This is a genomic window from Umezawaea beigongshangensis (assembly GCF_016464305.1).
GTDB classification, from domain to species: Bacteria; Actinomycetota; Actinomycetes; order Mycobacteriales; family Pseudonocardiaceae; genus Umezawaea_A; species Umezawaea_A beigongshangensis.
On sequence record NZ_JAEIOJ010000003.1, the window covers coordinates 211,028 to 226,639 of the forward strand.

General features: G+C 73.4%; 13 protein-coding genes. 9 read left to right on the forward strand and 4 right to left on the reverse strand.

Going from position 1 to position 15,612, the window contains the following annotated elements:
- Positions 1 to 4: 4 nt before the first annotated feature.
- On the reverse strand, positions 5 to 775 hold the full coding sequence (locus IMZ35_RS09185; RefSeq protein WP_199440559.1) for a deoxyribonuclease IV: 771 nt from the start codon (positions 773 to 775) through the stop codon (positions 5 to 7).
- Positions 776 to 932: 157 nt separating this feature from the next.
- Here IMZ35_RS09185 and IMZ35_RS09190 point away from each other — a divergent pair, with 157 nt between their 5' ends.
- The 8 genes from IMZ35_RS09190 to IMZ35_RS09225 all read left to right on the forward strand — a co-directional run bounded on the left by IMZ35_RS09190 (position 933) and on the right by IMZ35_RS09225 (position 8,436).
- Complete coding sequence (locus IMZ35_RS09190; RefSeq protein ID WP_199440560.1) at positions 933 to 1,982, forward strand: hypothetical protein; 1,050 nt, start codon at positions 933 to 935, stop codon at positions 1,980 to 1,982.
- Positions 1,983 to 2,191: 209 nt separating this feature from the next.
- Positions 2,192 to 2,512: a 30S ribosomal protein S6 gene (gene rpsF, locus IMZ35_RS09195; protein WP_199440561.1), complete on the forward strand. Its 321-nt coding sequence runs from the start codon at positions 2,192 to 2,194 to the stop codon at positions 2,510 to 2,512.
- Positions 2,513 to 2,532: 20 nt separating this feature from the next.
- Positions 2,533 to 3,042, forward strand: a complete 510-nt coding sequence (locus IMZ35_RS09200) for a single-stranded DNA-binding protein (protein WP_199440562.1) — start codon at positions 2,533 to 2,535, stop codon at positions 3,040 to 3,042.
- A 54-nt stretch (positions 3,043 to 3,096) separates the two neighbouring features.
- On the forward strand, positions 3,097 to 3,336 hold the full coding sequence (gene rpsR / locus IMZ35_RS09205; protein WP_199440563.1) for a 30S ribosomal protein S18: 240 nt from the start codon (positions 3,097 to 3,099) through the stop codon (positions 3,334 to 3,336).
- Positions 3,337 to 3,352: 16 nt separating this feature from the next.
- Complete coding sequence (rplI, locus tag IMZ35_RS09210) at positions 3,353 to 3,808, forward strand: 50S ribosomal protein L9 (protein ID WP_199440564.1); 456 nt, start codon at positions 3,353 to 3,355, stop codon at positions 3,806 to 3,808.
- A gap of 262 nt (positions 3,809 to 4,070) precedes the next feature.
- Entirely contained in the window at positions 4,071 to 6,455 is a 2,385-nt protein-coding gene (gene dnaB, locus IMZ35_RS09215; protein ID WP_267877088.1) for a replicative DNA helicase, read from the forward strand.
- A 107-nt stretch (positions 6,456 to 6,562) separates the two neighbouring features.
- Positions 6,563 to 7,471 carry an exonuclease domain-containing protein gene (locus tag IMZ35_RS09220; RefSeq protein ID WP_199440566.1) on the forward strand — a complete coding sequence of 303 codons (909 nt, stop codon included), beginning with the start codon at positions 6,563 to 6,565 and terminating at the stop codon, positions 7,469 to 7,471.
- A gap of 116 nt (positions 7,472 to 7,587) precedes the next feature.
- Positions 7,588 to 8,436 carry a sensor domain-containing diguanylate cyclase gene (locus IMZ35_RS09225; RefSeq protein ID WP_307867880.1) on the forward strand — a complete coding sequence of 283 codons (849 nt, stop codon included), beginning with the start codon at positions 7,588 to 7,590 and terminating at the stop codon, positions 8,434 to 8,436.
- 63 nt (positions 8,437 to 8,499) lie between these two features.
- On the opposite strand, the gene IMZ35_RS09230 is transcribed toward IMZ35_RS09225, so the two are convergent.
- The 3 genes from IMZ35_RS09230 to IMZ35_RS09240 all read right to left on the reverse strand — a co-directional run bounded on the left by IMZ35_RS09230 (position 8,500) and on the right by IMZ35_RS09240 (position 14,340).
- Positions 8,500 to 10,803 carry a hypothetical protein gene (locus IMZ35_RS09230; RefSeq protein WP_199440567.1) on the reverse strand — a complete coding sequence of 768 codons (2,304 nt, stop codon included), beginning with the start codon at positions 10,801 to 10,803 and terminating at the stop codon, positions 8,500 to 8,502.
- Between the two features lie 242 nt (positions 10,804 to 11,045).
- Entirely contained in the window at positions 11,046 to 11,933 is an 888-nt protein-coding gene (locus IMZ35_RS09235) for a hypothetical protein (RefSeq protein WP_199440568.1), read from the reverse strand.
- Between the two features lie 175 nt (positions 11,934 to 12,108).
- Entirely contained in the window at positions 12,109 to 14,340 is a 2,232-nt protein-coding gene (locus IMZ35_RS09240) for a translocation/assembly module TamB domain-containing protein (protein ID WP_307867881.1), read from the reverse strand.
- An 89-nt stretch (positions 14,341 to 14,429) separates the two neighbouring features.
- Here IMZ35_RS09240 and IMZ35_RS09245 point away from each other — a divergent pair, with 89 nt between their 5' ends.
- Entirely contained in the window at positions 14,430 to 15,608 is a 1,179-nt protein-coding gene (locus IMZ35_RS09245) for an AI-2E family transporter (RefSeq protein WP_199440569.1), read from the forward strand.
- The last annotated feature ends 4 nt before the right edge of the window (positions 15,609 to 15,612 follow it).

A 15,612-nucleotide genomic window follows, 5' to 3' on the forward strand; every position in this document is an offset into this window, starting at 1 on the left:
GCGGTCACCGGCCGACGTGCTCGCGCAGGAACGCGATGTCGGCCGCCTGACCCTCGTCGGGTGTCTCGACGACCACCGGCGCGTCCGCCGCGGTGACCACCGCGGCGAGCACGTCGGGGTCGATGGTGCCGGTCGCGATGTTCGCGTGGCGGTCGCGGGAGGAGCCGAACTCGTCCCGCGAGTTGTTCAGGTGGACCAGGTCGATGCGGCCGGTGATGGCCCTGATCCGCTCCACGGCGTCCACCAGGTCCTCACCGGCGGCGAACGCGTGGCAGGTGTCGAGGCAGAACCCGGCGCCGAAGTCGCCCACCTGGTCCCACAGCCGCGCGATGGCGTCGAACTTCCGCGCCATGGCGTGCTCGCCGCCCGCGGTGTTCTCGATCAGCACGGGCACGCCGAACCCGCCGGAGGCCGCCTGGCGCTCGAAGAGCTTGCGCCAGTTGGCGAAGCCGTCGGCCGGGTCGTCGTCCTTGGTGACGTGGCCGCCGTGCACGATCAGCCCCTCGGCGCCGATCGCCGCGGCGGCCTCGGCCTGCACGGCCACGGCCTTGCGGGACGGGATGCGGATGCGGTTGTTCGGCGACGCCACGTTGATGACGTACGGCGCGTGCACGAAGACGGCCAGGTCCGATGCGAGCAGCGCCTCGGCCCGCGGGTGCGGTTGCGGCGCCTTCCACCCCTGAGGATCCGACAGGAAGAACTGGACGACGTCCGCTCCGCGGGCGGCCGCGGCGCCGAGCGGGTCGTCGTCGCGGACGTGGGCCCCGATGCGCATGTCCACGAGGGTAGTCGTCGCCCCCGACGGCCTGCTGGGGGACGTCCGCGGAGGAACGTCGGGCGAGGAGCGCGAATTCTCGGCATGACCCGCGTCACCTCGCGGACCCGCGCTCGTTGCTCGGAGGTAGGAACACCGGCGGGACGGGGAGGACGCGATGCGGACCAGGGGCGCACGGCTGGCGGGCGCGGTGGCCGTGGTGGTCTCGGTCGGTCTCGTCGGGGCGACGGCCGGGGCGGGGTCCGCCGGGGCCGCCGAGCCGATCGTCGTCGGGAACTGCCGCACGTCGGTCCAGGGGGAGCCCGGTCAGCCGGTGTCGCTGGCCACCTCGGCCGTGCTCCAGCCGGTGAGCGACCTGGTCAGGGCCGTTCCGCTGCTCGGTCCGCCGCTGGCCGAGCCGTTCGGGCGGGCGTTCGCCGCGCTGCCCCCGATCCCGGTCGGCTCGGTGCCCACCGGCACCGGGCACGTGCACGGCGCCGACATCGCGAACGCGGTCGTCGCGAAGCTGCGCGAGATGCCCCTGCTGGGGCCGGTCGTCGGCGCGCTCGCGACGAGCGTGCAGCAGACCCTGAGCGCGGGCTGCGGCATCACCGTCACGGCCGTCGGCTCGGCCGTCGCGCCCGTGCAGGACGGCGCGCGGGACCTGGCCGACACCTCGCAGAGCATCGCCGCGCAGGCGCTGCCCGGCCTCGCGCGGCCTCCGGCGGGCCAGCCGGGCCCGCAGCCGGAGACGCGGCCGGGGACCGCTCCCGGCACGCGGCCCGGCGTCGGCACCGGCGAGCAGCCGACCGGTGGCGCGAACCAGGTCGGCGGCACCGCCCAGGGCGGCTTCACCCCGGTGGGCGGCCTGGGCCCGGCCTCCTTCGGCCTGTACCCGGTGGGCCGGATCAGCAGCGGCAACTTCGGGCGCGTCGCGATGTTCAGCTACGGGTCGCTGCCGTTCGCCGCGCCCGGCGGCTACGCCCCGTCACCGGGTGTGCGCTACGGCGGCCAGGTGCCCGGCTACTCCCCCGGCTACGACGTGCTCGGCGCGGACGACGCCGACGGCGTGCAGACCGCCGGTCGCGCGCAGGCGCTGCCCCGCCTCGGCGGTTCCGCCGGCGGGGTCGGCGCACCGCTGCTGCTGGCCGTGCTGGCGCTGTCCTGCGTGACGGGCGCGCTGGTCCGCACCTGGGCGCTGCGCCGCGCGGGCGTCCGCCCGGCCTGAACACCCGTACACCCACCGGGTCCACGGCCTCGGCGGGGGTCGGCCCGCGGGGTTGTCGGTGGGACGTGACACAGTCCCCGCCGAGGGCTCGACCGGTGCGATTCGGATGTGCTGCTCGCGCGCTGTTACTCTGGACAGGTTGCTGACGCGACGACCCTCCTGCCACGGAAAGCCCGTGGCCGCGAGTCCACAGGAGGTGAGTGGTCCTCATGCGTCATTACGAAGTTATGGTCATCCTCGACCCCGCTCTCGACGAGCGCACGGTCGCCCCGTCCCTCGACACGTTCCTCAACGTGATCCGCACCAGTGGCGGAAACGTGGAGAAGGTCGAGGTCTGGGGCAAGCGCCGGCTGAGCTTCGAGATCAACAAGAGCGCCGAGGGCATCTACGCCGTCCTCGACCTGATCTCGACTCCCGACGCGGTGAAGGAGCTGGACCGCCAGCTCGGTCTGAACGAGTCGGTGCTGCGGACGAAGGTCCTGCGCCGCGAGCCCCCGAAGGCCCCCAAGGCCACCACCAAGGCCGCCTGAGCCGGGGAGTTCGGAACACCATGGCTGGTGAGACGACGATCACGGTTGTCGGAAACCTGACGGCCGATCCCGAACTGCGCTTCACCCAGTCCGGTGCGGCGGTGGCGAGCTTCACGGTCGCCTCGACGCCTCGGACCTTCGACCGCCAGAGCGGCGAGTGGAAGGACGGGGAAGCGCTCTTCCTGCGGTGCAACGTGTGGCGCCAGGTCGCGGAGAACGTGGCCGAGACGCTCACGCGCGGTTCGCGAGTCATCGTGAGCGGGCGGCTGCGCCAGCGTTCCTTCGAGACGAAGGAAGGCGAGAAGCGCACCGTCGTGGAGCTGGAGGTCGACGAGATCGGCCCCTCGCTGCGCTACGCGACCGCCAAGGTCAACAAGGTGAGCCGTGGCGGGGGTGAGGGCGGCGGCGGCGGCTTCGGCGGCGGCGGTCAGTCCGGCAACTCCCGCGGTGCCGCTCCCGCCGACGACCCGTGGGGCTCCGCGCCCGCAGCGGGTTCCGGCGGCGGTTTCGCCGACGAGCCCCCCTTCTAAGACCGCGCACCGGTCATCCAGACGAATCCACTGCGTCAACACAGGAGTAACCACATGGCCAAGCCGCCTGTGCGCAAGCCCAAGAAGAAGGTCTGCGCCTTCTGCAAGGACAAGAGCGCGAGCCTGATCGACTACAAGGACACCACCCTGCTCCGGAAGTACATCTCGGACCGGGGCAAGATCCGCGCCCGCCGGGTGACCGGAAACTGCAGCCAGCACCAGCGCGACGTCGCCGTGGCCGTCAAGAACGCTCGCGAGATGGCGCTGCTGCCCTACACCTCGACCGCCCGCTGAGCAGGAGCCCAGAATCATGAAGCTCATCCTCACCGCTGACGTGAGCGGCCTCGGCGGCCCCGGAGACATCGTCGAGGTCAAGGACGGCTACGGCCGCAACTACCTGCTCCCGCGCGGCCTGGCCATCGTGGCCACCAGGGGCGCCGAGAAGCAGGTCCAGGTCATCCGTCGTGCCCAGGAGACCCGTCGGGTCCGCGACCTGGACCACGCGAAGGAGATCAAGGCCGCTCTGGAGGGCCTCGGCTCCATCTCGCTCAAGGCCAAGGCCGCGGGCGGTTCCGGCAAGCTGTTCGGCTCCGTCACCACGTCCGACGTGGTGTCCGCCGTGCGCTCCGCCGGTGGCCCGACGCTCGACAAGCGCGCCGTCGAGCTGGCCGGTCACATCAAGACCACGGGCAAGCACACCGTGAACGTCCGGCTCCACCCGGAGGTCACCGTGTCCGTTCCCGTGACCGTGACCGCCGCGGGCTAGCACTCCCGCACCACGGCACGAGCACTCCCGAAGCGCCGTTCGACCGGTTGATCCGGCCGGACGGCGCTTCGTTCGTCCGCGGTGCTTCCGGACGGGTCGCGCCTGTGGACAGACCTGTGTGACACCCGCTCCGCGACACGCCGAAGGGCCGGTTGCACACGACACGCCGGGGCATTCCCCCACAAGTTTTTCCACAGGTTGTCCACAGCATCTGACCTGGGAAGACTTCCCCACCCTCTCCAGTTGTCCACAAGTTGTCCCCATGATCGCAGGGGGTTGTGGTCAGGTCTGGCCAACCATCCACAGCTTGTCCACCGGCCTGTCCCCAGGACGGTTTGCCCGGCCCGGACGAGGGCCTCTAGCGTCCGCTTCACAGCACGCCGCTCGTCGTCCGCACCCGGAACTGTCGGGGGTGCGGAGTAGAAACACGAGACGCGCGGAACCAGGAGTTCGACGGTGTGGAGGTGAGGGCGCGGTGGCGCTGGTGGACGACCGGGGAACGGCGGAACCCGGGTTCGAGCGGCAGCCACCGCAGGACCTCGCGGCGGAGCAGTCCGTGCTGGGCGGCATGCTGCTCAGCAAGGACGCCATCGCCGACGTGCTGGAGGCCCTCGCGCCGACGGACTTCTACCGTCCCGCGCACCAGGCGATCTACGACTGCATCCTCGACCTGTACGGGCGGGGCGAGCCGGCCGACCCGATCACCGTGTCCGCCGAGCTGGAGCGCAAGGGCGAGCTGCTGCGCATCGGCGGAGCCCCCTACCTGCACACGCTGATCGCGACCGTGCCCACGGCGGCGAACGCCGGGTACTACGCGGAGATCGTCGCCGAGAAGGCGGTGCTGCGCCGCCTCGTCGAGGCCGGGACGCGCATCGTGCAGCTCGGCTACAACGGCGCCGAGGGCGCCGACGTCGACGAGGTCGTCGACCGCGCGCAGTCGGCCATCTACGAGGTGACCGAGCGCCGCACCACAGAGGACTACGTGATCCTGGAGGAGCTCCTCCAGCCCACGATGGACGAGATCGACGCCATCGCCTCGCGCGGCGGCTCATCGCTGGGCATCCCCACCGGCTTCACCGACCTCGACGAGCTGACCAACGGCCTGCACCCCGGCCAGATGATCATCGTCGCGGCCCGTCCCGGTGTCGGCAAGGCGCTGGCGCTCGACACCCCGCTGCCCACGCCGGACGGCTGGACCACGATGGGGGAGGTCCGGGTCGGCGACCGCCTGATCGGCGCCGACGGCAGGCCGACCCGCGTGGTCGCCGCCACGGAGGTCATGACCGGCCGCCCGTGCTTCGAGGTCGACTTCTCCGACGGCACCACGATCACCGCCGACGCGCAGCACCAGTGGCTCACCCAGTCCCGCAGCGCCACCGGCGGCTTCTGGGCGATCCGCACCACCGAGCAGCTGCACCGCAGTCCGGCCCGGCACTCGGTGCGCCTCAGCTCGTCGTGGGACCTGCCCGCCGCCGACCTGCCGCTGGAGCCGTACGCGCTGGGCGTCCTGCTCGCCGACGCCGCCGAGCTGAACACGACGTGGTGGCGCGACCGCCCGGAGATCGTGGCCCGGCTCGACGCCGGGAGCGACGAGCGCACCAGGGTGCTCGTGGCCAAGGAGCTGGGCGTGCTGGACGAGCCGCACGTGCCGGTGCGGTACCTGCGCGCGAGCCGGGCCCAGCGGCGCGCGCTGCTGGACGGCCTGCTCGCCGCGGCGGACGGCCGGCTGCTGGGAACGCGCTTCCCCCGCCTCGCCCGCGACGTCGCCCAGCTCGCCGCGACGCTCGACCTCACCGGCCGGGTCACGGAGGCGGACGACGAGCACGTGGTCGAGCTGACCGGCCGCGAGGTCGTGGAGATCGTGGCCGTGCGACCGGTGACGAGCGTGCCGGTGCGGTGCGTGCAGGTCGACAACTGCGACCACCTGTACCTGGCGGGCGAGTCGGCCGTCCCGACGCACAACTCCACGCTGGGCCTGGACTTCGCCAGGTCGTGCTCGGTGAAGCACGGCATGACCAGCGCCATCTTCTCCCTGGAGATGAGCCGCACCGAGATCGTCATGCGCATGCTGTCCGCCGAGGCCAAGATCCGCCTGGGCGACATGCGCGGTGGCCGGATGAGCGACGACGACTGGACGCGCCTCGCCCGCCGGATGAGCGAGATCAGCGAGGCGCCGATGTTCGTCGACGACTCGCCGAACCTGACGATGATGGAGATCAGGGCGAAGGCGCGGCGGCTCAAGCAGCGGCACGACCTGAAGCTCGTCGTCGTCGACTACCTCCAGCTGATGTCGTCGGGCAAGCGCACCGAGTCCCGGCAGCAGGAGGTCTCCGAGTTCTCCCGGAACCTGAAGCTGATCGCGAAGGAGCTGGAGGTCCCGGTCATCGCGATCAGTCAGCTGAACCGCGGTCCGGAACAGCGCACGGACAAGCGTCCGCAGCTCTCCGACCTGCGCGAGTCCGGCTCGCTGGAGCAGGACGCCGACATGGTCATCCTGATCAACCGCCCCGACGCGTGGGAGCGCGACGACCCGCGCGCCGGTGAGGCGGACCTGATCATCGCCAAGCACCGCGCCGGTCCGACGGCGACGATCACCGTGGCCCACCAGCTGCACTACAGCCGCTTCGTGGACCTGGCCCAGAACTGAACCGACGGACGTCCGGCCACGACACCGACGCCCGCGACCTCCGCGGTTCCCCCGCCCCGGACAACGACCGGGGCGGGGTGTCCGCGTGGCGGTGTAGCTTCGTCCTGGTGATCGGTGCTGCCGGGTACGCGGTCGTCGACGTGGAGACCACCGGGCTGTCCGCCGGTGGCGGTGACCGCGTCGTGGAGGTCGCCGTCGTGCAGCTCGACCGCTCCGGGACCGTCACCGGCGAGTGGTGCACGCTCGTCAACCCGGTGCGCGACCTCGGTCCGCAGCACGTCCACCGCATCAGGGCCGCCGACGTGTGGGACGCGCCGAGCTTCGCCGACGTCGCGGGCGCGCTCGCCGAGCAGCTCGCCGGACGGGTCCTCGTCGCCCACAACCTGCGGTTCGACGCGCGGTTCCTCGGCGCGGAGTTCCGGCGGACCGGCGTGGAGCTGCCGGTGCCCGGCCTGTGCACGATGCGGCTCGCCGAGCGGTACCTGCCGCACGCCCGCGGCCGGTCGCTGCGGGCGTGCTGCGACGCCGCCGGGGTGCCGCTGCTCGACGCGCACTCCGCGCTGCACGACGCGCACGCCGCCGCGGGGCTGTTCTCGTCCTACCTGCGCGCCGCCGGTCGGCCGGAGCCGTGGCTCGACCTGCTGGACGAGGCCGCGACGACGTCGTGGCCCCGGCCCGTGCCGACGGGAGCGCGGCTGGTCCGCCGGGGCGAGGGCGCGCCTCCACCGCCGCTCCCGAGCGCTGCCGGGCCGCTCGCACCCGGTGACCTGGTCGTCTTCACCGGGCAGACCGTCGCCCCCCGCGACGTGTGGGTCGACCGCGCGCTGTCGGCCGGCCTGCGGGTCAACCGGGGGTACGTCACGAGGGCGACGCGGCTGCTGGTGGCGGCCGACCCGTACTCGCTCTCGTCGAAGGCCCGCCGCGCCCGTGCCTACGACGTTCCGATCGTGGACGAGGAGGGCTTCGCCGCGATGATCACGCAGCTCACACCCGCGAGCGGGGCGTCACACGTTTAGTACGAAGATCACCGAACTGGGTGGTGGTCGGGGTATTGAAAAGGTGCCCGGCCGCGGGAGAGGCTCATGCCGTCGCCCAGCGGGGAGGTACGAGTCTCGTGCGTACCGTTCAGTCGGTGGTCCCCCTCACCGCGGCCGCGAGTGCCGCCGGTGCCGTGTGGGACGACCTCGTCGCCGAACTGCCCGTGGGGATGCTGCTGCAGGACGAGCTGGGCGTCGTGCTCGCCGGGAACCGGCTGGCCGCCGAGCTGCTCGGGGTGCGGCACGAGGACCTGCCGGGCTCGTGCGACCCGCTGGGCCGGTCCGCCTCGGACGACTCCGGCGCACCGCTGCCGAGCTGCGCGGAGATCGCCGCCCAGGTGCGGCGGACCGGCTCGCCGCTGACCGTCCCGGTGGTCGTCGCGCGGGGAGGTGAGCGGCACGTGCGCCTGTGGGCGGACCACCACCTGCTCGTGGTGCACGGCCAGCGCCAGCTCCTGGTGGTGCTGCACCCGGTGCACACCGACGTCCTGCGCAGCAGGGGGCTGCTCGACCCGCTCACCGGACTCCCCGGCCGCGCGCTCCTGCTCGACCGCCTGGAGCAGGCGCTCATCAGGGCCCGGACCTGCGGAACGCTCGCGTCGCTGGTCCTGCTCGACGTGCGGCAACTCGCCGCGGTCAACGCGCGGCACGGCTTCCGCGGCGGCGACGAACTGCTGACCACGCTGGCGGGGCGGCTGCGCGAGGGCCTGCGCGACGACCACACCGTCGCCCGGTACGGCGGTGACGAGTTCGCCGTCGTCGCCGAGCACCCGAACGGCTCGGGCGAGGCGGTGGCGGAACGGGTGCTCGACCTGGTGTCGCGGTCGGTCCGGATCACCGGGACGCGGCTGCGGCCCGCGGTGCGCGTGGGCTGGGTGACCAGCGACGGTACGGCCGATCCGCACACGATGATCAGCCACGTGGAGACCCGCCTGCACCGCTGACCCGCGAACACGACCGAGCCCCGCGACGCCGTGCGTCGCGGGGCTCGGTCGTGCGGTGCCCGGTCAGATCCTCGGCAGCTCGACGGTGTCCAGCATCGAGTCGGCGTCCAGCGTGGACAGCGCCGACCCGAAGGAGCGCTCGCGGGGAGTGGTCAGCCGACCGGGGTCGACCCCCAGGCCGTTCACGGAGGGCGAGACGTCCGTGGTGCCGGACAGTCCGGGGAGACCCGGCAGCGCGGGTGCGCCGAGGGAGCGCTCACCCGGCAGGGCGGGCAGCGCGGGCAGGGCGGGCAGCACGTCCTGGAGCGGCAGCACGTCCTGGAGCGGGAGCAGTTCCGTCACCAGGGGGAGAGGAGCGTTGATCGTCCGGTCGGACGCCGCACCCGGCAGGGCGGGCAGCGCGGGCAGCGCCGGCAGCACGTCCTGGAGCGGGAGCAGCTCCGTCACCAGGGGGAGAGGAGCGTTGATCGTCTGCTCGGACGCCGCACCCGGCAGGGCGGGCAGCGCGGGCAGCGCCGGCAGCACGTCCTGGAGCGGGAGCAGCTCCGTCACCAGGGGGAGAGGAGCGTTGATCGTCCGGTCGGACGCCGCACCCGGCAGCACCGGCAGCGCGGGCAGCGCCGGCAGCAGTGCCTGCACGGGGGCCACCGGCAGCAGCTCCGTCAGCGCGGGCAGTGCGGGCAGCTCGGGCAGCGTCGCGGCGTCGACCGACCGGGGCTGCGCGACCGGCGCGGCCGGGACCACGACCGGCAGGACCGGGGCGGCCACGGGCAGCGTCCGCAGGCCGGGGGTGGCGACCGTCGTGCTGCGCTCCTCGTTCAGCGGGAGGACGCCGGAGATCGTCGAGACGTCGCCGGAGGCGCCGGGAGCCGAGAACCGCGTGCTGCGGGAACGCTCCCGCGGCGCGTCGAGGGGCAGCAGACCGGTCAGCGAGGACAGCTCCGACACCGGCAGGGTGCTCAGCGAGGGCAGCCGGTCCAGGGCGTCGAGGCTGGGCAGCTCGGTGGCGGTCATCAGGCTGTCGATGCTGTCGGGGAGCTGGATGCCGTGGTCGGGGGACTGGATGCCGCGTGCGCCGTCGATCTCCTCGCCGGTGCGCCGCACGACGGTGCTGCGACCGGACGCGGTGGCCGTGCCGAGGACCTCGGCGGGCACGGCGTGGACCTGGACCGGCTGCTCGACCTCCGCGTCCTGCGCGGTGAGCGGGACCTCGGCGAGCGTCTCGGTGATCTCGTCACCGGCGTAGGTGTCGGCGAGGCCGACGACCGCGACCGGCACGCCGAACACCCTGGCGATCGTGTTGACCGGAACGACCGCCGGGTTGCCCGCGGCCAGCACGTCCGCGGCGGACGTGTTGCCGTCGCCGGCCGACGCCAGGTAGCTGTCGTTCACGGCCGAGGCGTCGCGCGTGATCGCCACGCCCGCCGAGTCGCCGAAGGACTGCACCGGCGCCGCCAGTGCCCCGGCGGCGGCGTTGCCCGCCCGCGAGCCGCTGTGACCGTCGACCTGGACGTCGCCGTCGGTGACCGGGCGGAGGGCGTCGTACCCCCTGTTCTCGACGTGGCCGCCGGCGCCGGACGCGGTGCCGAGCACCCGCGCCGCGGGCACGGCGGGTGCGGACAGGACGGCGTCCGCGGTCGAACCCGTCCCGGCGGCGCGGAGCGCGTCCTCGCCGGTGCGAACGATCTCGCTCTCGTCGACGGTGCCGGCCGCCGACAGCGCGTTGCCGCCGAGCGCCACGGGCGGCGAGAGCGGCAGGGCGCCGTGGGCCCCGGTCAGGGTGCCCTCGTCGACCTCGACGTCACCGAGAGCACCGGTCGTGTCCTGGTCCGCGGTGGAGTCGAGGGCGGTGGCACTGGCGTCGAACCACCGCACGACGCGGTCGGTGCGGGAGGTGGCGCTGTGGAGCTCGGCCCGCGGTGCGAGCGGCGCGGCCGCGACGGTGCGGCCGAGGGCGTCGGCCTGCCCGCTGGTGTCGACGTCGCCCGCCGCGGTGATGCCGTCGCCGGTCACCCGCGGCGGCGCGATCCACTGGTCGGAGAAGATGTTGCCCGACATCCTGCCGTGCGGGCCGGAGGTCCGGACCTCACCGCCGGAGACGGCCGCCCGCCGGGTCGCGGTGCGGGTGTCGGCGGTGGCCGCGACGGCGTTGCCGCGGAGCAGCGGGTTGTCCGGGGAGAGCGCGTCGGGGGCGACGGCCTCGCCGGTCTGGTCGGTGTCGAGTTCGGGAAGTCGGTGCTGGTCGATCGGGGTGTCGACGACGTTCTGCTCGACGTCCACCGGCACGGCCACACCGCCGTCGACGGCGGAGGGAGCGGCGTCGGGGTTGACGTTCTCGTCGGCAGAAGCGATGCCCGTTCCGAGCATCAGCAAACCACCGGTCACAAACGCGGACTGGATTCCACGCTTTGCCCAGGTCTGCATTGGATCTCCTTCTCGGTTTCCCTTGCGGGGGTTTCGCAGGCGGCCGGACGCGAGGCGTCGGGGCAGACGGCCGTCCCAGATCAGAGGGGGAAGGACGCGCGGCTACCGGCGAGGAGAAGGAGCGCAGAAACAGCGCACCGGCCGATTCCGGGTAGCGAATCGCTACCGCGGGCCGCGCGCTGTGATCAGTCGGGCGTGGCGCCGGGCTGCTTGCCCGGCGTCACGGAGATCCGCTCGGTGGCCGGCTGGAGCGCACGGGCCACCGCGGAGTCGTAGGCGTTGACGAACGCGGCCGAGGAGGCGGCGTTCTGAGCACCGGCGGAGCCGGAACCGTCGTTGCCGCACGCGCAGTGCACCGGCGAGGTGGCCGGGGCGAAGGGTGCGAAGGGTGCGAACGGCAGCGGCGAGGGGTCGCCGGGCAGGGTGGAGCGGGGTTCGGCGGACAGCGCACCGCGCTGTGCGGCCGGGTCCTGCGTCCACTTCTCCACCAGACCGGCGAAGGTGGCGCTCGTGCTCGTGGTGACCGGGGCGTCCGCCGGAGCGGATCGGTCGATCACGGGGACGGCACCACCGGGGACCTGCGTCTCGTGGACGGCGCGAGTTCCGCCGTCCACGACGGCCAGCGCACCGCGACTCGTCGTCGCGGGGAGCTGGGCCGGGGGCTGGAACCGGTCGGCGACGGTGCCGACCGTGTCGCGGAAACCGCCCGCGACGTGCTCCAGCGGTTCCACGACGGTCTTCGCCCGCTCGGAGCGCAGAGCGGTGTCGACGTTCTCGACCACCTGCGCCACGGGGGCGACGACCGGGACGACCTCGGCGGGGAGCAGCCCGGCGAGCGGGTGCTGCTGGTCCTGCGGGACGCCCTGCTCGCGAACGCCCTGCTCGGGAACGACCTGCTCCGCCACCGCGGTCACCGGGTCGAGCCCGATGACGTCCGCGGAGGCCGAGGTGGTCGAGAGGGTCCAGACGGCGGCCGTACCGGCCGCCGTGCCGCCGACGACCAGCAACGCGCGGGTGAGGAGCTGCCGCACGCGGCTCGCCCCCGTCTCCGCTCGCTGGTCCACGGTCGACACTCCGGACACCTCCGACTCGCACTGCTCTGGAAGATCCGCCGACCTGGATGATCAGGTCGACGGGGCCGAGACTGCCAGCCGACGGCGGTCCGGCGCACCCTCCAGCCCCCCGGTTCGCCGGATCGTGTGATCGACACGGTGTGCACTCGCACGTGACGGCGAGTAGTCGACCAGGTCAGAACCTCTTGAGGACCCGCGCCGCGCCCGCCGCCGCCGTCGACGCGAGGATCCAGCCGACGGCGATGAGCGACCCGGAGATCCACTGCGAGGGGCCGGTGAACCGCCACCTGCCGTCCTGACCGAGGTCGACGATCGGGATGAGCAGGTCGATCGCCAGCAGCACCGGGTTCCACACCGGCTCCTCGTCGGTGTTGAGCCGCGTCATCTCGTGGCTGGCGAACCACACCGCGCCCATCAGCCAGAACACGCCCAGCCACGCGATGGCGAGCCACGGCCGGTAGCCGTAGCCCACGGTCCAGCGCTGGAGGAACCCCCACACCCGGCCGGCCACGCCGAGCTCGGAGTAGCGCCTGCGCTGCTTCTCCAGCTGCACGTGCTGGGCCAGCTCCTCCTCGCCGCCGTCCCGGTACACGGCCGCGAGCTGCTCGTAGGGGCCGGGCGCGAAGTCCGGCTGCACGTCCAGCAGCCAGCGCAGCCTCGTGTGCACGTCGACGTCCGGGCGGTCCTTGCGCTTCGCGGAGATCGCGCCGAACGTGAAGTCGTCCACGTCCACGCCGCCCTCGGCCGCCCACAGGCCGGGTCCGTCGGTCACCGAGGTGACCCGCGCGCGCTTGAGCGACACCAGGCCCCTCGGCCGCTCCTCGACGTCCAGGCCCAGCGCGAGCTGGTGGGCGGTCAGCCCGTAGGCGTTGAGCGCGATCTCCGCGCCGTCGCCGCCGAGCCGGGCGCCGGTGAACGTGGCCATCTTGCCGATCTCGGCCAGGCGCACCCGAACGCCGCCGGAGGCGTGGAAGCCGTGGCTGCACAGCAGGTCCTTGCCGATGGTCGCCACGCGCGCGTCGAGCGAGGGCTTGAGGGTGCCGTCGGCCCGGCGGCGCGGCTGCACCAGCTCGGCCCCGGTGCAGTCCAGCGTCGAGCCGATCGCCGCGTTCTGCAGCCGGACCGACCCCTTCGCGCGCAGGTGGCGCAGGAACAGCGTGCCGCCGATCCGCAGCCGGTCGGCGAACAGCACGTCGATGCCCGCGCCGTGCAGCTCCACGCCCGACAGGCTGGCGCTGCCGCGCACGTGGGCGTCGGCGAGCCGGACCTGGCCGTAGGCGCGCAGCGGGGCCTCGCTGTGCGCGCCGTCGCCGCGGAACCCGCCGCGCGCCTCCAGGTCGCCGCGGACCTGGACGCCGTCGGCGTGCAGCGCCACCGGGATGCGGTGCACCTCGTCGGCGCCCTGCTCCTCCACGAGGTCGGGACGGCCGACGACCGCGCCGGACAGCCGCAGGTAGCCGCCGACGTCGGCGTTGGGCAGCCGGACCGTGCCGGACGCGGTGAAGCCGTCGTCCAGCTCGACGTTCCCCTCCACCCGGACGCGGTCGGCGACGAGCGCCGCGGTCTCGTCGGCGAGGCCGCGCGGGATGATCAGCACCGGGCGGTCGACGCTCTGCGTGGAGCGCAGCCGCGCTCCGGAGAAGACGACGTCGCCGCCGATCCGCGCGCCGCCGAGCAGGACGCGGCCCTCCGCGGTGAAGCGCCCGCCGTCGGTGTCGCAGAACAGGTTGCCGCCGACCACGACGCCGGACGCCTCCAGGGCGTCGCCGCCGGGGTTGATCAGGCGAGCGCCGCCGAGGTGGACGCTGCCGCCGACGTTCGCGCCGCGCAGCCGCACCTCACCGGTCGACCGCAGCGCGACGGCCTGCACGGAGCCGGACACGCGCAGGCGCGCGGCGAGCAGGGCGTGCCCGGCGTCGGTGCCGCGCAGCACGGCGCCGGCCAGGCGCAGCGTGCCGTCCACGGCGCCGTCGGTGAGGTCGACGAGCCCGTCGCAGGTGAACCCCGCCTCCAGCGCGAGGTCGCTGTGCACGCGCAAGTTGCGGCCGAGCAGACCGGGCACGCGGCAGCCGCGCAGCCGCAGCCCCACGAGTTCGGCCATGCGCAGGTCGACGGGCTGCTGGAAGACGCAGTCGAGCAGGTCGACCACCGGCCGCACCCGCACGCCCTCCAGCGCGAGCCTGCCCACGACGTTCGCGCCGATCAGCCGCAGGGCGGCGACGCCGGGCGTCCCGCCGGGGTAGAGACCGGCCAGCAGACCGGTGAGGACGTCGCCGCGCACCGTGCGCGCCGCGCGGTCGGCGACACCCTTCCCGTCGCGGCGCAGGTCGAGGCGCGTTCCGGTGACGAACGCCTCGCGAACGCGCTGCTCGGTGCTCGTCAACTGCTCCGGCCGGACGAACTGCACTGCGTGCCTCCCCCTGGTGCGTCGATCACCACAGATCCGATCACCTCGACACCGCACTTGACCAGCGCTCGGGGGTTACCGTGATCGGTGTGACTCCAGCGGACGGCGAGATCGGCAGGCGGGTTCCCGGGCTGCTTCGGGTGTCGGCTGCGCTGAGCTGGCGATTCGTCGTGATCGTGGCGGCGCTGTACGTCGTGGCCCGTGTCGTCTCCTACCTGGCGGCGATCGTGATCCCGGTGGGGATCGCCCTGCTGCTGGCCGCGCTGCTGTCCCCCGCGGTGTCGAAGCTGACCGAGTGGCGGGTGCCGCGCGGGATGGCGACGACGACCGTGCTGGTCGGCGGCATCGCCGCGGTCGGCGGCGTGCTGACCTTCGTGATCACCGAGTTCTCCAAGGGTCTGCCGGAGCTCCAGTCGCAGGTCTGGGCGAGCATCGACACCATCCGCTCGTGGATGAAGGACGGCCCGCTGCACCTGAGCGAGCTCCAGCTCCAGGAGTACCTGGACCGGTTCGTCTCCACCGTCAAGGAGAACCAGGCGGAGATCACGTCGAGCGCGCTGACGACGGCGGCGACGGTCGGCGAGCTGCTGACCGGCGTCCTGCTGGCGCTGTTCACCCTCATCTTCTTCCTGCACGACGGCGACGGGATCTGGCGCTTCGTGGTCCGCGCGGTGCCGCGCGACGTGCGCGACCGCGCCGACATCGCCGGTCGCCGCGGGTTCGCCTCGCTGGTCAGCTACGTGCGGGCGACGGCGGCCGTGGCGGTCGTGGACGCCGTCGGCGTCGGCGTCGGGCTGTACTTCATCGGGGTTCCGCTGGTGGTGCCGCTGGCGGCGCTGGTGTTCCTCGGCGCGTTCATCCCGATCATCGGCGCCGTGATCACCGGCGCGGTGGCGGTGCTGATCGCGCTGGTCGCGAACGGCGCGGTCGCCGCGCTGATCGTGCTGGCGGTGCTCATCGGCGTGATGCAGCTGGAGAGCCACGTGCTCCAGCCGCTGCTGCTGGGCCGCGCGGTGAAGCTGCACCCGCTGGCCGTGATCTTCGCGATCACCTCCGGCCTCGTCGTGGGCGGGATCGCCGGTGCGCTGCTCGCCGTGCCGCTGCTGGCGGTGCTGAACTCGGGCATCCGGTCGCTGCTGTCGGAGTCCGACGCGCACGTGGCGCCGCGGGACGTCGACGTGCTCGAACCGCAGGAGACCGGACCGCCCGACGTGGCGAGCGACCGCGTGGAGGACTTCGGGCCGGAGGGCCCGCGGACGACGAAGTAGCCGC